Source organism: Burkholderia sp. Bp9090 (assembly GCF_003857985.1).
In the GTDB taxonomy this organism is placed as follows: Bacteria; Pseudomonadota; Gammaproteobacteria; order Burkholderiales; family Burkholderiaceae; genus Burkholderia.
The window spans coordinates 51850-68609 of sequence record NZ_QTPV01000021.1 but is presented as its reverse complement, the minus strand read 5'-3'; the positions used below and the strand labels follow the sequence as shown (position 1 = coordinate 68609).

Sequence of the window (16760 nt, the reverse complement as noted above, 5' to 3'; positions counted from 1 at the left end):
ACGGCAGTGCCCGGCCCGTGCCGCGCCACCGCACCGGCGCCGCCCGGATGCCCGGATGTTCCGTCGCCGGAAACAAAAAAGCCGCGCAGTGCGCGGCTTTTTCAGGAGCAGGGGACGCTTACGCGGCCGGCTTGCTCGAACGGCGCGATGCAGCAGCGCTCGCAGCCTTCGTCGCGACAGCGGCAGCCGCGTTGAAGTTCGTTTCGGCGATCTCGACGGCTTGCTTGGCAGCCTTCTGGACCGTTTCGTACGTCGTGTTCGCAGCGTTCAGTGCCGACTTCAGTGCGGCGACAGCCGTTTCCGAACCGGCCGGAGCGTTCTTCGCGACGTTGTCGACGAGTGCCTGGACCTTCTTGTTCTGCTCTTCGAATTGCGCTTCGGCAACCTTCGCGAACTCGGCTTGCGTCGACGACGCGATTTCATACAGGTGACGGCTGTACGACAGCACCTTTTCCGCGACCGGCTGCGACAGGCTCGCTTGCAGCGCGATCAGTTCCTGTGCGTCCTTCACCGACAGCAGGCGCTGCGCGTTTTCCTGGCTTTCGGTCAGCGTCGACTTCACGACCTGCAGGTTGAGTTCGATCAGCTTTTCGACGCCTTCGAACGCCTTGGTCGTCAGACCGAACAGGCTTTCGAGGTTGGCTTTCTGTGCGGCGGCGATTTGCTCGGGGGTCAGCAAGGACATGTCAAGCTCCTGAAAAGCGATCACGTCGATCGCAGGGATAAAGGGCACTACGATGGGGAACCTCGGCGCCGCGTGCTTTGTGCAACGCAGCAATGAGTCATATTTTAGGGCAGAGAAAAGTCTTGTCAAGCACTTTTTGTGCATTGCACAATCACGACAAATTATCGATAAAACAACGGGTTATCGCGGCCGGTTCGGAATCGGTTTCAGACGTGTTCCCACATGGTGCGCACTTGGCCGGGGCAGGCGCGCCGCACCGTGATCATGCACAGGTAAACCTGACAGGCATGTGGAACGTTATGCTTCTGTTCCTGTCGAAAAGCGCGCCGTTTCGCGATGCGCATGCCGTGGCGATGTGCCGCCGCCGCGGTCAAGACCGGTGCCTGGTACACCGAACGCCGGATACGTACTTTCCCCGCTTTAATTCGTCGCCAAAGTGACGTTATCTCAATTAACCGCGTGGTAATTCGGGAGACGGGTACTGTCGGGCGGCGCATCCCATGAATTTTTTCGATGGGAGCGCGAGGGTTGATCGAGTCATCGTTGGTCGACCCTTACATTCCGGTTTAACGACGATCGGTAAGTGCCTAATATTGCTCTTTTTTTCAGCTTTAACTACACTTGCGGAAACCCCGCCCGCTTTGTCCAGACCCCAATGAAAGCCGAATCGTTTTCACCGCGCAGATTGTTGCAGAGCATGACGCTCGGCACGGCTGTGTCGGTCGCCGTCGCCTTGCTGGCGACCGCCGCGTCCGTCGCGCCCGCTGACGCCTTTGCCGCCACTGCGAAGACCCACCAGGCCGCCAAGAAAGCCGCTTCCACTTCTTCGGAAAAGAAGCGGACGGTGAAGGCCGCCTCCGCGAAATCCGCCAACGTCGCGTCGGCCGATGCGCCGAAGGCATCGCGCAAGCGCGCGACGCTCGCGTCGAACGTGCACGGCCATCGCGGCGCGGTGCGCAAGGTCGCGTTCCAGCCGCGTCGCCCGACGGTCGGCCAGGCATTCGGCCTGCACGACACGCCGGACGCGCTCGCGCTGCGCTCGAGCGTCGCGTACGTCGTCGACCAGAACACCGGCGAGCCGCTGTTCGACAAGAATTCGCTCGCCGTCGTGCCGATCGCATCGATCTCGAAGCTGATGACGGCGATGGTCGTGCTCGACTCGAAGTCACCGATGACCGACCAGATCGAAGTCACCGACGAAGACCGCGACTACGAGAAGGGCACGGGTTCGCGCCTGTCGGTCGGCTCGGTGCTGTCGCGCGAGGACATGCTGCACATCGCGCTGATGGCGTCGGAAAACCGCGCGGCCGCCGCGCTGTCGCGCTACTACCCGGGCGGCCGTCCGGCGTTCATCGCCGCGATGAACGCGAAGGCGAAGTCGCTGGGCATGAACGACACCCACTTCGAGAATTCGACGGGCCTGTCGAGCTCGAATGTGTCGAGCGCACGCGACCTCGTGAAGATGGTCAACGCGGCGTACCAGTACCCGATGATCCGGCAGTTCTCGACCGACCGCACGTACGACGTCAATACGGGCAAGCGCAACCTGGTCTACAACAGCACGAACGCGCTGATCCGCGGCAACGGCTCGTGGGACATCGGTCTGCAGAAGACGGGCTTCATCAACGAGGCGGGCGAATGTCTCGTGATGCAGGCGACGATCCATGGCCGGCCGATGGTGATGGTGCTGCTGGATTCGTTCGGCAAGTATTCGCGCTTCGCCGACGCGGCACGCCTGCGCAACTGGCTCGACGCCGGCGGCGGCGAGCGCCTGACGGCCGCCAATACGGCGAACGGCGGCACCTGAGCGTGTCACGGCGGTTCGCGCCGTGCCGATCGCCGCAAAGAAAAAGCCCCGCGATGCGGGGCTTTTTTTCATCCGGCGCCATGCGGCGGGCGGCGCGGCTCACGCGTGCCGTTGCAGCCCTTCGGCATCCTTCGTGGGCGCGGGCCGGTAGCCGAGCGATTCCGAGATGGTCAGCGCGGTGCGGCTCAGCTGGCCGAGCCACGCGTCCTGCAGGCGGTCCGCCGGGGCCGACAGCGACAGGCCCGCGACGAGCTTGCCCGAGTCGTCGTAGATGCCGGCCGCGATGCAGCGCACGCCCAGCTCCAGTTCCTCGTTGTCCCGCGCGCACGATTGCTGGCGCACGAGTGTCAGCTCGCGCTCGAGCTTCGCGATGTCGGTGATGCTGTTCTGCGTATGGCCGGACAGCCCGGTGCGCGTCGCATAGGCGCGCACGCGCGAGGTTTCGTCGACCGCGAGAAACAGCTTGCCGACCGACGTCAGATGCAGCGGCGCGCGGCCGCCGATTGCGCGGACGACCTGCATCCCCGAGCGCTCGGAATACGCGCGCTCGATATAGACGATTTCGTCGCCCTGACGCACCGACAGGTTCACGGTCTGGCCGGTCAGGCGATGCAATTCGCGCATCGGCATCAGCGCAGCGTCGCGTACCGACAGGCGCGCCTTCACGAGGTTGCCGAGCTCGAGCAGCCGCATGCCGAGCCGGTAGGTGCCGGGATCGGAGCGGTCGACGAGGCGGCAGGTCACCATGTCGTTGAGGATGCGGTGTGCGGTCGACGGATGCAGCTCCGTGCGCTGCGCAAGCTCTTTCAGGCTGACGGGGTCGCTGTGCGCGGCGAGCGCGTCCAGCAGCCGCATCATGCGTTCGATCACCTGGATCGACGTTTTGGAATCCGGGGTGGGTTGGCTCATGTCGGGGGAGAATCGGTTGACGCGTCAAGCGGTGTTGCGTCGATTGTATCTCGTATCGTGAAAAAAGCGAACGCCGTTCGAGGAAGTCCTCGTTTCCGGCATCGCGCACTTGCGCGCGTGCCGGCGTTGGTCTTGCCGGCCAAACGGCGGATAATGAGAGCCGTTTTCTCGAAGGAGCGCGTATGCGAGTCGGTTTGTTCGTGACCTGCCTGGTCGACCTGATGCGTCCGGAAATCGGCTTTTCCGCGCTGAAACTGATTCGCGAAGCCGGCTACGAGGTGTTCGTGCCGCCCGCGCAAACCTGCTGCGGCCAGCCGGCCTACAACTCGGGCGACCGCGCGCTCGCACGGGATCTCGCCGAAAAGACGCTGCGCGAGTTCGAGCAGTTCGATTACGTCGTCGCGCCGTCGGGCTCGTGTGGCGGCATGATCCGCGCGCACTACGGCGACCTGTTCCGCGACGACCCCGAACTGATGGGGCGCTATGCGCGATTCCAGCAGAAAGTCTACGAACTGACCGATTTCCTCGCGAACGTCGCGAAGGTGACGCTCGCCCCCGGCGAATTCACGGGGCCCGTCACCTATCACGACTCATGCTCGGGCCTGCGCGAGCTCGGCGTGAAGGCGCAGCCGCGCGCGCTGCTCGCGCAGCGCGGCGTGGCCGTCACCGAGATGAAGGACTGCGAGCACTGCTGCGGCTTCGGCGGCACGTTCGCGGTCAAGTACGGCGACATTTCGGCGGCCATCGCGGACGAAAAGTGCGCGAACGTGCGCGCGTCCGGTGCGGGTGCCGTCGTGCTCGGCGATCTCGGCTGCATGCTGAACATCGAAGGGCGGTTGCGCCGCACGGGCGACCGCGACACCCGCGTGCTGCACGTCGCGCAGGTGCTGGCGGGCGACGTCTGACGCCCGGTTCCCGCCTACTTTTCCTCGATACCGCGATGCAAGTTCAATCGATGCATTTCAAGGCGCGCGCCGGCCAGAAGCTGGCCGACCAGCGCCTGCAGCAGAACCTGAAGAAGCTGTCGACGAAGTTCGTGTCCGCGCGCGCCGATGCGATGACCGCGATCGACTTCCAGGCGACGCGCGCCGCGCTGAAGGCGCGCCGCAACCGTGCGCTGGAGAACCTCGACGTGTGGCTCGAGGCGTTCGAGCGCGAAGCGACGCGGCGCGGCACGACGGTACTGTTCGCGGAAACGACCGCGGACGCCGCGCGGCTCGTCGCCGACATCGCGCGGCGCCACGACGTGAAGAAGGTCATCAAGACGAAGTCGATGGTGTCCGAGGAAATGCGCCTGAACGCGGTGCTTGCCGAGATGGGCGTGCAGTCGATCGAGACGGACCTCGGTGAATACATCCTGCAGATCAACGACAACGAGCCGCCGAGCCACATCATCGCGCCCGTCGTGCACAAGGACAAGGACGAGATCGCCGACCTGTTCGCGCGCACGCACCACCGGGAGCGGCTGACCGAGATTCCGGACATGACGCGCGAGGCGCGCGAGGTGCTGCGCCCGCATTTCCTGTCGGCCGACATGGGCGTGACGGGCGGCAACTTCGTGATCGCCGAGACGGGGTCGGTTGCGCTCGTCACGAACGAAGGCAACGAAGGGATGTGCACGGTGATGCCGCGCGTGCATGTCGCGGTGACGGGCATCGAGAAGGTGCTGCCGACGCTCGAGGATCTCGCGACCGCGATGCGTCTGCTGCCGCGCTCGGCGACCGGCCAGAAGACCTCGAACTACTTCTCGGTGCTGACCGGGCCGCGTGGCCCCGGCGACGAGGACGGCCCGGAACACAACTACGTGGTGCTCGTCGACGGCGGCCGCACGGGCCTGATCGGCGGCGAATTCCAGGAGATGCTGCGCTGCATCCGCTGCGGCGCGTGCATGAACCATTGCCCGGTTTACCAGAAGGTCGGCGGGCACGCGTACGGATGGGTCTATCCGGGCCCGATGGGGTCGGTATTGACGCCGAGCTACGTCGGGATCGACCGTGCGCTCGACCTGCCGCAGGCCGCGACGCTGTGCGGCGAATGCGACAGCGTGTGCCCGGCCGGAATCCCGCTGTCGCACCTGCTGCGCACGCTGCGCGAGAAACAGGTCGAGCGGCACCTGCGGCCGTGGCGCGAGCGCGCCGCGCTCGCCGCGTGGGGCTTTGTCGCGCGCCGGCCGCTCCTTTACGCGCTGACGACCAAGCTCGCGGTACGGATCCTCGAGCGGCTGGGCGGCAACGGCGGCACGCTGCGGCGCCTGCCGATGATGGGCGGCTGGATGGACACGCGCGACATGCCGACGCCGACCGGCCGGACGTTCCGCGAACTGTACGCGGCCTCGCAAAGCCACCTGGGCTGACGACTGTTCATCGGGTGGCAACAGTGCGTTCGCTATTCATGTATTTATCTTGATAGGTGCGGTCTATAGAATCCTGCCTGTAGTCCCCGGAATCGGGTTTCGGGGCATGAGGTCAAGGAGCCGCATCATGAAAAAGACAATATCGATGTACTGGCCGCTGGCAATCGTCGTTCCGCTCGCCGCGGCCGCTTATCTGCACGCGATGGCCGACGCGCCGGCGCGCGGACCGATCGCCGTTCATCAGGCATCGGCGGAACTCGCGCGCGCGGTGTCGTTCGGGCTGGTCGACGACGCGGCGAAACCGCTGCCGGCCGCATCCGGCGACGTCGTGCTCGCCGCACCCAAGGCGCTGTAAGGCACGCCGCCGTCGCTTCGCGCGGCGGCGCGATTCCGGGCGCCTTTGTATAATGGCGCGTTCTTCTCCCGCGCGGCTCGCCGCGGCTTTCCGATAGTGCGATGACCCGCGTTGCGATCTGTTTCGTCTGTCTCGGCAATATCTGCCGTTCGCCCACTGCAGAAGGCGTGATGCGCCACCAGGTGGACGCGGCCGGGCTGGCCGACCGGATCGAGGTCGATTCGGCCGGTACCGGCGACTGGCACGTCGGCGAGCCGCCCGACACGCGCGCGCAGGCGGCGGCCCGCACCCGCGGCTACGACCTGTCGGCGCTGCGGGCGCGGCAGGTGAGCGCGGCGGATTTCGAGCGGTTCGACCTGCTGCTGGCGATGGACGAAGCCAATCTCGCGGAATTGCGGCGGCGCTGCCCGCCTGGGCATCGCGACAAGGTGCGCCTCCTGATGGAATTCGCGCCGGGCGCGGCCGGGACCGAAGTGGCCGATCCTTATTTCGGCGGCGCGCAGGGCTTCGAACAGGTGCTCGACCAGGTCGAGCGCGCGTGCGCGGGCCTGCTGGACACCCTCCGGAGCGGTACCGCACGCTGATCGTGGCGGGGTATTCAGCGGTCTGCGAATACCCTGTCGAAGACATGGATACTTGACTAAAAACGTCAAATATTTATACTTGACCAAAATCGTCAAGATTGCAGTCCCCTAGACACCATGAGACTCACCACCAAAGGCCGTTTCGCCGTCACGGCGATGATTGACTTGGCACTGCGCCAGGAGCAGGGCCCGGTGACGCTTGCAGGCATCAGCCAGCGCCAGCGGATTTCGCTCTCGTATCTCGAACAGCTGTTCGGCAAGCTGCGCAGGCATGAAATCGTCGAATCCGTGCGCGGCCCGGGCGGCGGCTACAACCTCGCGCGTCGCGCGCAGGACGTCACCGTCGCCGACATCATCATCGCGGTCGATGAACCGCTCGACGCCACGCAGTGCGGCGGCAAAGGCACGTGCGACGGCTCGAAGCAGCCCGACGGCCATTGCATGACGCACGAGCTGTGGTCGACCCTGAACCAGAAAATGGTCGAATACCTCGATTCGGTATCGCTGCAGGATCTCGTCGATCAGCAGCGCGCACGCGAGGGCGCGCCCGCGGTGCTGCGCGACCGGCGCGCGCCGGAGCCCGCCGCGGCGCCGGCCGAACCGGTGCGCACGATGCCGCTCGGTCCCAATTCGGTGTTCAACATCGCGAGTTCGTGAGCGCGAACGCGCCGCACACCCCATAACGCACATAGTCCCTGCACAGAATACCCGGAGCGACAGATGACCCAAGAGACTCTCCACCTGCCCATCTACATGGATTACAGCGCGACGACGCCGGTCGACCCGCGCGTGGTCGACAAGATGGTGCCGTACCTGCGCGAGCAGTTCGGCAACCCGGCATCGCGCAGCCACGCGTACGGCTGGGATGCCGAGCGCGCGGTCGAGGAAGCGCGCGAACAGGTGGCTGCGCTCGTGAACGCGGATCCGCGCGAGATCATCTGGACGTCCGGCGCAACGGAATCGGACAACCTTGCGATCAAGGGTGCCGCGAACTTCTACAAGGGCAAGGGCAAGCACATCGTCACGGTGAAGACCGAGCACAAGGCCGTGCTCGACACCTGCCGCGAGCTCGAGCGCGACGGCTTCGAAGTCACCTATCTCGACGTGAAGGAAGACGGCCTGATCGACCTCGACGTGTTCAAGGCCGCGCTGCGCCCGGACACGATCCTCGTATCCGTGATGCACGTGAACAACGAGATCGGCGTGATTCAGGACATCGAGACGATCGGCGAGATCTGCCGCGAGAAGGGCATCGTGTTCCACGTGGACGCCGCACAGTCGACCGGCAAGGTCGAGATCGACCTCGCGAAGCTGAAGGTCGACCTGATGTCGTTCTCGGCGCACAAGACCTACGGCCCGAAGGGCATCGGCGCGCTGTACGTGCGTCGCAAGCCGCGCGTGCGCATCGAAGCGCAGATGCACGGCGGCGGCCACGAGCGCGGGATGCGTTCGGGCACGCTGGCGACGCACCAGATCGTCGGCATGGGCGAAGCGTTCCGCATCGCGCGTGAAGAAATGGCGACCGAGAACGAGCGCATTCGCATGCTGCGCGACAAGCTGCTGCGCGGCCTGTCGCAGATCGAGGAAACGTACGTGAACGGCGACATGGAGCACCGTGTGCCGCACAACCTGAACATCAGCTTCAACTTCGTCGAAGGCGAGTCGCTGATCATGGCGATCAAGGACGTCGCGGTATCGTCGGGCTCGGCTTGCACGTCGGCGTCGCTGGAGCCGTCGTACGTGCTGCGTGCACTCGGCCGCAACGACGAACTCGCGCACAGCTCGATCCGCTTCACGGTCGGCCGCTTCACGACGGAGCAGGACGTCGACTTCGTGATCAACCTGCTGAACAGCAAGATCGCGAAGCTGCGCGAACTGTCGCCGCTCTGGGAAATGCACCAGGAAGGTATCGATCTGTCGACGATCGAATGGGCCGCACACTGAACACCGCATTGAATACATTCGCGGGCGGATTTGCGCACGCAGACGTAACGAGTCAAGGAGTTTGAGTCATGTCATACAGCAACAAGGTTCTGGATCACTACGAAAACCCGCGTAACGTCGGTTCGTTCGCGAAAGACGACGACGCGGTCGGCACGGGCATGGTCGGCGCGCCGGCCTGCGGCGACGTGATGAAGCTGCAGATCCGCGTCGGCGCGGACGGCGTGATCGAAGACGCGAAGTTCAAGACGTACGGCTGCGGTTCGGCCATCGCGTCGAGCTCGCTCGTGACCGAGTGGGTGAAGGGCAAGACCCTCGACGAGGCACTGTCGATCAAGAACACGCAGATCGCCGAAGAGCTGGCCCTGCCGCCGGTGAAGATTCACTGCTCGATTCTCGCGGAAGACGCGATCAAGGCAGCCGTGGCCGACTACAAGAAGCGCCACGACACCAAGGAAGGCGATCAGGCAGCTGCCTGAGCGGCATCGAGCGGCTTGTGAAGGATCGCGGCGGGCCCGGGTGGCGCGCCGCGGCAAGGACATCATGGCAATTACACTGACCGAAAAAGCAGCACAGCACGTCCAGAAATACCTCGTCCGTCGCGGCAAGGGTGTGGGCCTGCGGCTTGGCGTTCGCACGACCGGGTGCTCGGGGCTCGCGTACAAGCTCGAGTATGTCGACGAGCTGGCTCCCGAGGATCAGGTGTTCGAGAGCCATGGCGTGAAGGTCGTCGTCGACCCGAAGAGCCTCGCGTACATCGACGGCACCGAGCTCGACTTCGCACGCGAAGGCCTGAACGAGGGGTTCAAGTTCAACAACCCGAACGTGAAGGACGAGTGCGGCTGCGGCGAATCGTTCCGCGTGTGACGCGGGTTTCCGCGCGATGCGGGCAAGAGGCGGCACGGGCCGCCTTTTTAATGTGCGGCGTTTGCCGCGCGACGAACCGGAATTGAACGCGACGATGGTTTCGCTGAAAGACAGCCACTTCGATCTGTTTCACCTGCCGGCGCAATTCGCGCTCGACGAGACGGCGCTCGACAGCGCCTATCGCACGGTGCAGACGCAGGTGCACCCGGACCGCTTCGCGGCGGCCGGCGACGCGCAAAAGCGCATCGCGATGCAATGGGCGACCCGTGCGAACGAAGCCTACCGCACGCTGCGCGATCCGCTGAAGCGCGCGACCTATTTGCTGTCGCTGCGCGGCGTCGACATCGGTGCCGAAAACAACACCGCGATGGAGCCCGCGTTCCTGATGCAGCAGATGGAGTGGCGCGAAGGCATCGAGGATGCCGCGGCTGCCCGCAACGTCGACGCGCTCGATGCGCTGCTCGCCGAGCTGCGCGACGAAAAGCGCGTGCGCCTCGAGCGCCTCGGCACGCTGCTCGACAGCGCGGCCGACCAGGCCGCCGCCGAGGCCGTGCGCCAGCTGATGTTCATCGAACGGGTCGCGTCGGAAGTGGGCGCGCAGATCGAGCGCCTCGAAACTTAACCGCGTGCCTCGCGGCACGCGCAGCAAACGGGCCGAGCGCCCGAACGAACCAAGATGGCTTTACTGCAAATTTCCGAACCGGGCATGGCGCCGGCGCCGCACCAGCGGCGACTCGCTGTCGGGATCGATCTCGGCACGACGAACTCGCTCGTCGCGGCCGTGCGCAACAGCGTGCCCGAAGTGCTGCCGGACGAAGCGGGCCGCGCGCTGCTGCCGTCGGTGGTCCGTTATCTGGAGAAGGGCGGCCGCCGCATCGGTCACGAAGCGAAGGAGCAGGCCGCGACCGATCCGCGCAACACGATCGTGTCGGTCAAGCGCTTCATGGGCCGCGGCAAGGCCGAGGTCGAAGGCGCGGCGAACGCGCCGTACGAATTCGTCGATGCACCCGGCATGGTGCAGATCCGTACGATCGACGGCGTGAAGAGCCCGGTCGAAGTGTCGGCCGAGATTCTCGCGACGCTGCGTTACCGTGCGGAAGACACGCTCGGCGACGACCTGGTCGGCGCGGTGATCACGGTGCCCGCGTACTTCGACGACGCGCAGCGCCAGGCGACGAAAGACGCCGCGCGCCTCGCGGGCCTCAACGTGCTGCGCCTGTTGAACGAACCGACCGCGGCTGCGATCGCCTACGGTCTCGACAACGCGGCCGAAGGCCTCTACGCGGTGTACGACCTCGGCGGCGGCACGTTCGACCTGTCGATCCTGAAGCTGACGAAGGGCGTATTCGAAGTGCTGGCCGCGGGCGGCGATTCCGCACTCGGCGGCGACGATTTCGACCACGCGCTGTTCGGTCACGTACTTGCGCAGGCCGGCATCGACGCGAAGGCGCTCGCGCCCGAGGACGTGCGCCTGCTGCTCGATCGCGTGCGCGTGCTGAAGGAAGCGCTGTCGTCCGCGCCGCAGGCGTCGCTCGACGTGACGCTGTCGACCGGTGCACACCTCGTGCAGACGATCTCGCACGACACGTTCGCCGCGCTCGTCGAGCCGCTCGTGCAGCGTACGCTGACGCCGACCCGCAAGGCCCTGCGCGATGCGCAGGTGAGCCCGGCCGACATCAAGGGCGTCGTGCTGGTCGGCGGCGCGACGCGCATGCCGGTGATCCGCGAGGCGGTCGCGAAGTATTTCGGCCAGCCGCCGCTCGTCAACCTCGATCCGGACCAGGTCGTCGCGCTCGGTGCGGCGATCCAGGCCGACCTGCTCGCCGGCAATCGCGGCAGCGGCGACGACTGGCTGCTGCTCGACGTGATCCCGCTGTCGCTCGGCGTCGAGACGATGGGTGGTCTCGTCGAGAAGATCATTCCGCGCAATTCGACGATTCCGATCGCGCGTGCGCAGGAATTCACGACCTTCAAGGACGGCCAGACCGCGATGGCGATCCACGTCGTGCAGGGCGAGCGCGAGCTCGTCGCCGACTGCCGCTCGCTCGCGCGCTTCGAGCTGCGCGGCATCCCGCCGATGACGGCCGGTGCGGCGCGCATCCGCGTGACCTACCAGGTCGATGCGGACGGGCTGCTGTCGGTGTTCGCGCGCGAGCAGCATTCGGGCGTCGAGGCGTCGGTCGTCGTGAAGCCGTCGTACGGCCTCGCCGACGACGACATCGCGAAGATGCTCGAGGACAGCTTCAAGACCGCCGAGATCGACATGCGGGCACGCGCGCTGCGCGAAGCGCAGGTCGAGGCCGAGCGGATGATCGAGGCGACGCAGGCGGCGCTGGCGGCCGACGGCGAATTGCTCGACGACGCCGAACGCACGCAGGTCGACGCGCTCGTCGCGGCGCTGCGCACGATCGCGCAGGGCGACGACACGGACGCGATCGAGACTGCGACCAAGACGCTGGCCGACGGCACCGACGAATTCGCGGCGCGCCGGATGGACAAGAGCATCAAGCGCGCACTGTCGGGCCGCCGCCTCGACGAGATCTGAACGAACGAACTGCATGCGGGCCGGCGACGGCCCGCACGATATTGAACCGTGCGGCGCCAGCCGCCGCACCCTGACTGACGGAACGGACATGCCTCAACTGGTGGTGCTGCCTCACGTCGAACTGTGCCCGGACGGCGCAGTGATCGACGCGACGCCCGGCAAGAGTATTTGCGACAACCTGCTCGACAACGGCATCGAGATCGAGCATGCGTGCGAGAAGTCGTGCGCCTGCACGACCTGCCACGTGGTGATCCGCGAGGGCTTCAACGATCTCGAGCCGTCCGAGGAGGACGAAGACGACCTGCTCGACAAGGCGTGGGGCCTCGAGCCGACATCGCGCCTGTCGTGCCAGGCGATCGTGAAGGAAGATTCGGACCTGGTGGTCGAGATCCCGAAGTACTCGATCAACCACGCGAAGGAAAATCACTGACGGATCGGCGGGGCGGACTCGCCACGTATACGGGAGAGCAGGCCATGAAATGGACCGATTCGCGCGAAATCGCCATCGCGCTGGCAGACAAGCATCCGGACGTCGATCCGCAGCGGATCAATTTCGTCGACCTGCGCCAATGGGTCATCGAGCTGGACGGCTTCACCGACGACCCGGCGCACTCGGGCGAGAAGATCCTCGAAGCGATCCAGGCTCACTGGATCGACGAATCGGACTTCGACGACGAAGACTGAGGTTCGCGCCGACGCCCGCACCGCGTGGCGCCGGCAACGCTCCCGCAAATGAAAAAGGCTCGTGACGCGTCACGAGCCTTTTTCATTTCCGCGCGGCGCAAGAGCCGCGCGGCGATTCGTCATGCATTACGAGCCGACCAGCGTGCCGTTCTCGATCCGCACGCGCTGGCCCTGGCCGAACGGCGGCGGGTTGTGGTACGTGAACGTGCGCGTCGCGCCGCTTTCCATCTGGACCTGCACCTGGTAGTCGGTTTCCGCGCGCACCTGCTTCTCGACCTGGTTGCCGGCGAGACCGCCGCCGAGCGCGCCGATGATCGTCATCGCGGTGCGGCCGTTGCCGTGACCGAACTGGTTGCCGAGCAGGCCGCCGGCCGCTGCGCCGCCGACCGCGCCGATCCCCGAGCTCTGGCCCGGCGTGCGCGTCTGCGTGATCGCGACGACCGTGCCGCAGGTCTGGCAATAGGCCGGCTGCGCGGGTGCGGACGGCTGTTGCGCGTATTGCGGCGGTTGCGGTGCCGGCGTATGGCGGTGGTGCGTGGCTGCCGGGCGCGGCGCGGGCCGCGGCTCGGCTTGTGCCGCAGCCGCCTTCTCAGCAGCGGCTTTCTCGGCCGCAGCCTTCTGCGCGGCCTGTTCGGCTGCCTGCTGCTGCGCTTGCGCGGCGAGCGCGGCGCTGGCTGCCGCGGCCGTATCGACGGCCGGCTGCGACGCGATCAGCGCGGCCTGGGTCTGGCCGTTCTGCGCGTTGTTGCTGCTGGCCTTCGGGAAGATGCCCGTGATCGCGGCAGTGGCGGCGAGGCTGGCGACGATGACGGCGCCTGCGGCGGTCGCGATGAGCGGGTGCAGGCGTTGCTTTTGCGGCGTGGTTTGATTCTGGTTGTCCATTTTCTTCTCCGGTGTCGACCCGGTTTCGCACGTTGGCGCTGGCCGGATCCCACGCTCGGGAGCGAGCAGACTTGGCGTTCCGGCGCCTCGTTCTGGTCCCGTGGTCATGCGTGGTGACGCAACAGGAGTGTCGTCCACGAGCGAGCGACGCACCGTATCAAGGTGTAACGAATTGCAGCGCGGGATCGGCGTTTGCTACAGGGAAAACCCGGAGAAGGCCGTCGCGACGAGGGAATAAAACGGGGGAGGATCGAAAACCGGTGAACGCCGGCAGGCGGGATTTACGCGTGGTTACAAAGCTGACGCGTGCGCGCCGCAGGGCGCGGCGCACACGCGGGCACGGCCGTCAGTCTTCGCGGCGCAGGTGCGGGAACAGCAGCACGTCGCGGATCGTCGGGCTGTCGGTCAGCAGCATCACGAGACGGTCGATGCCGATCCCGCAACCGCCCGTCGGCGGCATCCCGTGTTCGAGCGCGCGGATGTAGTCGGCGTCGAAGAACATCGCTTCCTCGTCGCCGGCATCCTTCTGCTCGACCTGCTTCTTGAAGCGCGCGGCCTGGTCTTCCGGATCGTTCAGCTCCGAGAAGCCGTTCGCGATCTCGCGGCCGGTCATGAACAGCTCGAAACGCTCGGTGATGCCCGGCACCGTGTCCGACGCGCGTGCGAGCGGCGACACTTCGACCGGGTAGTCGATGATGTAGGTCGGCTCCCACAGCTGCGATTCGGCGGTTTCCTCGAACAACGCGAGCTGCAGCGCGCCGATGCCGGCGTTCAGGAAGGCCGGCTGCGACACGTCGACGCCGAGGCGCTTCAGTTCGGAACGCAGGAACGCGTCGTCCGACAGCTGGCCGTCGGTGTACTGCGGCGCGTACTTCTGGATCGCCTGCGTGATCGTCAGGCGGTGGAACGGCTTCGCGAGATCGAGCTCGCGGCCCTGGTACTGGATCGTCGCGGTGCCGAGCGCATCGATCGCCGCCTGGCGGATCAGCTGCTCGGTGAAGTCCATCAGCCAGCGGTAGTCGGTGTACGCGGCGTAGAACTCCATCATCGTGAATTCCGGGTTGTGGCGCGGCGACACGCCTTCATTCCGGAAGTTGCGGTTGATCTCGAACACGCGTTCGAAACCGCCGACGATCAGGCGCTTCAGGTACAGCTCCGGCGCGATGCGCAGGAACATCTGCATGTCGAGCGCGTTGTGGTGCGTGACGAACGGCTTGGCCGCGGCGCCGCCCGGGATCGGGTGCAGCATCGGCGTCTCGACTTCCATGAAGTCGGCGTTGTCCATGAACTTGCGGATCGACGCGATGGTCTTGGTGCGCGCGCGGAACGTGTCGCGCGTTTCCGGCGTGACGATCAGGTCGACATAGCGCTGGCGATAGCGCATTTCCTGGTCGGCGAGGCCGTGGAACTTGTCCGGCAGCGGACGCAGCGCCTTCGACAGCAGGCGCAGTTCCTTGCACTGGACCGACAGCTCGCCCTTGTTGGTGCGGAACAGCACGCCGCGTGCGGCGACGATGTCGCCCAGGTCCCACTTCTTGAATGCGTCGTAGGTTTCCGCGCCGACGTCGTTCGGCGTCACGAAGAACTGGATCTGGCCCGAACCGTCCTGCACCGTCGCGAAGCTCGCCTTGCCCATCACGCGCTTGAGCATCATGCGGCCGGCGACCGACACCTCGACCGGGTTCGCTTCGAGCGCGGCCTTGTCCGAGTCGGCGAATTTCACCTGGAGATCGGCGGCGTGATGCGTCGGCCGGAAATCGTTCGGATAGGCGACGCCTTGCTCGCGCAGTGCGCGCAGCTTCTCGCGGCGCTCGGCGATGATCTGGTTTTCGTCCGCCGCGACGGCGGGCTGCGTTTGGGTCGGTTCGGTCATGATGGTCGGAATTCGGAGTGGGTGCGGCAACGCAACGGGAAGGGCGGCGCGACCGGAGGGGCCGCGCCGCGGCGCTTACACGCCCTGTTTGAGGCTCGCGCTGATGAAGTCGTCGAGATCGCCGTCGAGGACGGCTCTCGTGTTGCTCATTTCGACGTTCGTGCGCAGGTCCTTCACGCGGCTCTGGTCGAGCACGTACGAACGGATCTGGTGGCCCCAGCCCACATCGGTCTTGCTCGATTCGAGCTTGTCCTGTTCGGCCTGGCGCTTGCGCATTTCGACTTCGTACAGGCGCGATTTCAGCATCGCCATTGCTTCGGCGCGGTTGCGGTGCTGCGAGCGGTCGTTCTGGCACTGCACGACGATACCGGTCGGCATGTGCGTGATCCGCACCGCGGAGTCGGTCTTGTTGATGTGCTGGCCGCCCGCGCCCGAGGCGCGGTACGTGTCGATGCGCAGGTCGGCCGGGTTGATCTCGACTTCGATCGAATCGTCGATTTCCGGATAGACGAACACCGACGAGAACGACGTGTGACGGCCGCCCGACGAGTCGAACGGCGACTTGCGCACGAGGCGGTGGATGCCCGTTTCGGTGCGCAGGAAGCCGTATGCGTATTCGCCCGTGACCTTGACCGTCGCGTTCTTGATGCCGGCGACGTCGCCGTCGGACTCTTCGAGCACCTCGGCCTTGAAGCCCTTGCGTTCGCAGTAGCGCAGGTACTGGCGCAGCAGCATCGATGCCCAGTCGCACGCCTCGGTGCCGCCGGCGCCGGCCTGGATGTCGATGAAGCAGTTGTTCGGGTCGGCCGGGTTCGAGAACATCCGGCGGAACTCGATGTCGCCGACGCGTGCTTCGAGCTTCTTCGCGTCGTCTTCCGATGCGACGAGGGTGTCTTCGTCGCCTTCCTCGCGTGCGAGCTCGAACAGATCGAGCGCATCGCGCAGGTCGCTATCGAGCGCCGTCAGCGTCGTGACGACGCCTTCGAGCAGCTTTTTCTCGCGGCCGAGCGCCTGGGCGTTCTTCGAATCGTTCCAGACGTTCGGGTCCTCGAGTTCCTTGTTGACTTCGGTCAGACGCGCAGCTTTGGCGTCGTAGTCAAAGATACCCCCGAAGCTCGCCCGCGCGGTTGCGCAGGTCGAGCAGGGAGCTTTCGATCGCGTTGAGACGTTCCGCTTCCATGATCGTTCGCTGTTCTTGCTTCGTAAAAAAGCGGAATTATAGCCGATCGGCAGGGTTTCCCGGTGACGCGGAGTGTGCTTGCGCGCGCGCCGCGG

General features: G+C 65.8%; 18 protein-coding genes. 13 read left to right on the top strand and 5 right to left on the bottom strand.

The window, feature by feature from the left end:
* Window positions 1-118: 118 nt before the first annotated feature.
* A complete protein-coding gene (locus DIE16_RS19975; protein ID WP_044848197.1) occupies window positions 119-685 on the bottom strand; it encodes a phasin family protein in 567 nt (188 codons plus the stop codon).
* 655 nt (window positions 686-1340) lie between these two features.
* Between DIE16_RS19975 and pbpG the strand changes: the two genes are divergently transcribed.
* On the top strand, window positions 1341-2492 hold the full coding sequence (gene pbpG / locus DIE16_RS19970; RefSeq protein WP_044848196.1) for a D-alanyl-D-alanine endopeptidase: 1152 nt from the start codon (window positions 1341-1343) through the stop codon (window positions 2490-2492).
* A gap of 99 nt (window positions 2493-2591) precedes the next feature.
* Here the strand turns inward: pbpG and DIE16_RS19965 are convergent, their stop codons facing one another.
* Window positions 2592-3401, bottom strand: coding sequence for an IclR family transcriptional regulator (locus DIE16_RS19965; RefSeq protein WP_124488314.1), 810 nt, complete (start codon window positions 3399-3401; stop codon window positions 2592-2594).
* Between the two features lie 182 nt (window positions 3402-3583).
* Between DIE16_RS19965 and DIE16_RS19960 the strand changes: the two genes are divergently transcribed.
* The 12 genes from DIE16_RS19960 (at window position 3584) to iscX (ending at window position 12730) form a co-directional block, all read left to right on the top strand.
* On the top strand, window positions 3584-4306 hold the full coding sequence (locus tag DIE16_RS19960) for a (Fe-S)-binding protein (RefSeq protein ID WP_044848195.1): 723 nt from the start codon (window positions 3584-3586) through the stop codon (window positions 4304-4306).
* A 35-nt stretch (window positions 4307-4341) separates the two neighbouring features.
* Window positions 4342-5754 carry a lactate utilization protein B gene (locus DIE16_RS19955; protein ID WP_044848194.1) on the top strand — a complete coding sequence of 471 codons (1413 nt, stop codon included), beginning with the start codon at window positions 4342-4344 and terminating at the stop codon, window positions 5752-5754.
* A 127-nt stretch (window positions 5755-5881) separates the two neighbouring features.
* The gene (locus tag DIE16_RS19950; protein ID WP_044848193.1) at window positions 5882-6109 is read left to right on the top strand and encodes a hypothetical protein; all 228 of its coding nucleotides are present in this window, start codon (window positions 5882-5884) and stop codon (window positions 6107-6109) included.
* 101 nt (window positions 6110-6210) lie between these two features.
* Window positions 6211-6693 carry a low molecular weight protein-tyrosine-phosphatase gene (locus tag DIE16_RS19945; protein ID WP_124488311.1) on the top strand — a complete coding sequence of 161 codons (483 nt, stop codon included), beginning with the start codon at window positions 6211-6213 and terminating at the stop codon, window positions 6691-6693.
* A gap of 117 nt (window positions 6694-6810) precedes the next feature.
* On the top strand, window positions 6811-7350 hold the full coding sequence (gene iscR / locus DIE16_RS19940; protein ID WP_006760276.1) for a Fe-S cluster assembly transcriptional regulator IscR: 540 nt from the start codon (window positions 6811-6813) through the stop codon (window positions 7348-7350).
* Window positions 7351-7413: 63 nt separating this feature from the next.
* Window positions 7414-8637, top strand: a complete 1224-nt coding sequence (locus DIE16_RS19935) for an IscS subfamily cysteine desulfurase (RefSeq protein ID WP_044848191.1) — start codon at window positions 7414-7416, stop codon at window positions 8635-8637.
* A gap of 68 nt (window positions 8638-8705) precedes the next feature.
* The gene (gene iscU, locus DIE16_RS19930; protein WP_009691729.1) at window positions 8706-9113 is read left to right on the top strand and encodes a Fe-S cluster assembly scaffold IscU; all 408 of its coding nucleotides are present in this window, start codon (window positions 8706-8708) and stop codon (window positions 9111-9113) included.
* 64 nt (window positions 9114-9177) lie between these two features.
* Complete coding sequence (gene iscA, locus DIE16_RS19925) at window positions 9178-9501, top strand: iron-sulfur cluster assembly protein IscA (RefSeq protein WP_011885413.1); 324 nt, start codon at window positions 9178-9180, stop codon at window positions 9499-9501.
* Window positions 9502-9595: 94 nt separating this feature from the next.
* Window positions 9596-10123 carry a Fe-S protein assembly co-chaperone HscB gene (hscB, locus tag DIE16_RS19920; RefSeq protein WP_044848201.1) on the top strand — a complete coding sequence of 176 codons (528 nt, stop codon included), beginning with the start codon at window positions 9596-9598 and terminating at the stop codon, window positions 10121-10123.
* A gap of 54 nt (window positions 10124-10177) precedes the next feature.
* The gene (gene hscA, locus DIE16_RS19915; RefSeq protein ID WP_044848190.1) at window positions 10178-12046 is read left to right on the top strand and encodes a Fe-S protein assembly chaperone HscA; all 1869 of its coding nucleotides are present in this window, start codon (window positions 10178-10180) and stop codon (window positions 12044-12046) included.
* 88 nt (window positions 12047-12134) lie between these two features.
* Window positions 12135-12476: an ISC system 2Fe-2S type ferredoxin gene (fdx, locus tag DIE16_RS19910; RefSeq protein ID WP_040144570.1), complete on the top strand. Its 342-nt coding sequence runs from the start codon at window positions 12135-12137 to the stop codon at window positions 12474-12476.
* A 44-nt stretch (window positions 12477-12520) separates the two neighbouring features.
* A complete protein-coding gene (gene iscX / locus DIE16_RS19905) occupies window positions 12521-12730 on the top strand; it encodes a Fe-S cluster assembly protein IscX (protein WP_040144569.1) in 210 nt (69 codons plus the stop codon).
* Between the two features lie 126 nt (window positions 12731-12856).
* On the opposite strand, the gene DIE16_RS19900 is transcribed toward iscX, so the two are convergent.
* The 3 genes from DIE16_RS19900 to prfB all read right to left on the bottom strand — a co-directional run bounded on the left by DIE16_RS19900 (window position 12857) and on the right by prfB (window position 16665).
* Window positions 12857-13612: a glycine zipper 2TM domain-containing protein gene (locus DIE16_RS19900; protein WP_124522148.1), complete on the bottom strand. Its 756-nt coding sequence runs from the start codon at window positions 13610-13612 to the stop codon at window positions 12857-12859.
* A 346-nt stretch (window positions 13613-13958) separates the two neighbouring features.
* Window positions 13959-15485: a lysine--tRNA ligase gene (lysS, locus tag DIE16_RS19895; RefSeq protein ID WP_124488307.1), complete on the bottom strand. Its 1527-nt coding sequence runs from the start codon at window positions 15483-15485 to the stop codon at window positions 13959-13961.
* A gap of 75 nt (window positions 15486-15560) precedes the next feature.
* Window positions 15561-16665, bottom strand: a protein-coding gene (gene prfB / locus DIE16_RS19890; RefSeq protein WP_124488306.1) for a peptide chain release factor 2 whose coding sequence is annotated in 2 segments (ribosomal slippage) — window positions 15561-16583 and window positions 16585-16665 — 1104 coding nt in all. Because the reading frame shifts where the segments join, the coding sequence is not laid out codon by codon here.
* Between the last annotated feature and the right edge of the window lie 95 nt (window positions 16666-16760).

Bases quoted from the DNA above. Each gene is read 5' to 3' on its own strand.
- DIE16_RS19975 (WP_044848197.1), bottom strand. From the start codon at position 685: ATGTCCTTGCTGACCCCCGAGCAAATCGCCGCCGCACAGAAAGCCAAC.
- pbpG (WP_044848196.1), top strand. From the start codon at position 1,341: ATGAAAGCCGAATCGTTTTCACCGCGCAGATTGTTGCAGAGCATGACG.
- DIE16_RS19965 (WP_124488314.1), bottom strand. From the start codon at position 3,401: ATGAGCCAACCCACCCCGGATTCCAAAACGTCGATCCAGGTGATCGAA.
- DIE16_RS19960 (WP_044848195.1), top strand. From the start codon at position 3,584: ATGCGAGTCGGTTTGTTCGTGACCTGCCTGGTCGACCTGATGCGTCCG.
- DIE16_RS19955 (WP_044848194.1), top strand. From the start codon at position 4,342: ATGCAAGTTCAATCGATGCATTTCAAGGCGCGCGCCGGCCAGAAGCTG.
- DIE16_RS19950 (WP_044848193.1), top strand. From the start codon at position 5,882: ATGAAAAAGACAATATCGATGTACTGGCCGCTGGCAATCGTCGTTCCG.
- DIE16_RS19945 (WP_124488311.1), top strand. From the start codon at position 6,211: ATGACCCGCGTTGCGATCTGTTTCGTCTGTCTCGGCAATATCTGCCGT.
- iscR (WP_006760276.1), top strand. From the start codon at position 6,811: ATGAGACTCACCACCAAAGGCCGTTTCGCCGTCACGGCGATGATTGAC.
- DIE16_RS19935 (WP_044848191.1), top strand. From the start codon at position 7,414: ATGACCCAAGAGACTCTCCACCTGCCCATCTACATGGATTACAGCGCG.
- iscU (WP_009691729.1), top strand. From the start codon at position 8,706: ATGTCATACAGCAACAAGGTTCTGGATCACTACGAAAACCCGCGTAAC.
- iscA (WP_011885413.1), top strand. From the start codon at position 9,178: ATGGCAATTACACTGACCGAAAAAGCAGCACAGCACGTCCAGAAATAC.
- hscB (WP_044848201.1), top strand. From the start codon at position 9,596: ATGGTTTCGCTGAAAGACAGCCACTTCGATCTGTTTCACCTGCCGGCG.
- hscA (WP_044848190.1), top strand. From the start codon at position 10,178: ATGGCTTTACTGCAAATTTCCGAACCGGGCATGGCGCCGGCGCCGCAC.
- fdx (WP_040144570.1), top strand. From the start codon at position 12,135: ATGCCTCAACTGGTGGTGCTGCCTCACGTCGAACTGTGCCCGGACGGC.
- iscX (WP_040144569.1), top strand. From the start codon at position 12,521: ATGAAATGGACCGATTCGCGCGAAATCGCCATCGCGCTGGCAGACAAG.
- DIE16_RS19900 (WP_124522148.1), bottom strand. From the start codon at position 13,612: ATGGACAACCAGAATCAAACCACGCCGCAAAAGCAACGCCTGCACCCG.
- lysS (WP_124488307.1), bottom strand. From the start codon at position 15,485: ATGACCGAACCGACCCAAACGCAGCCCGCCGTCGCGGCGGACGAAAAC.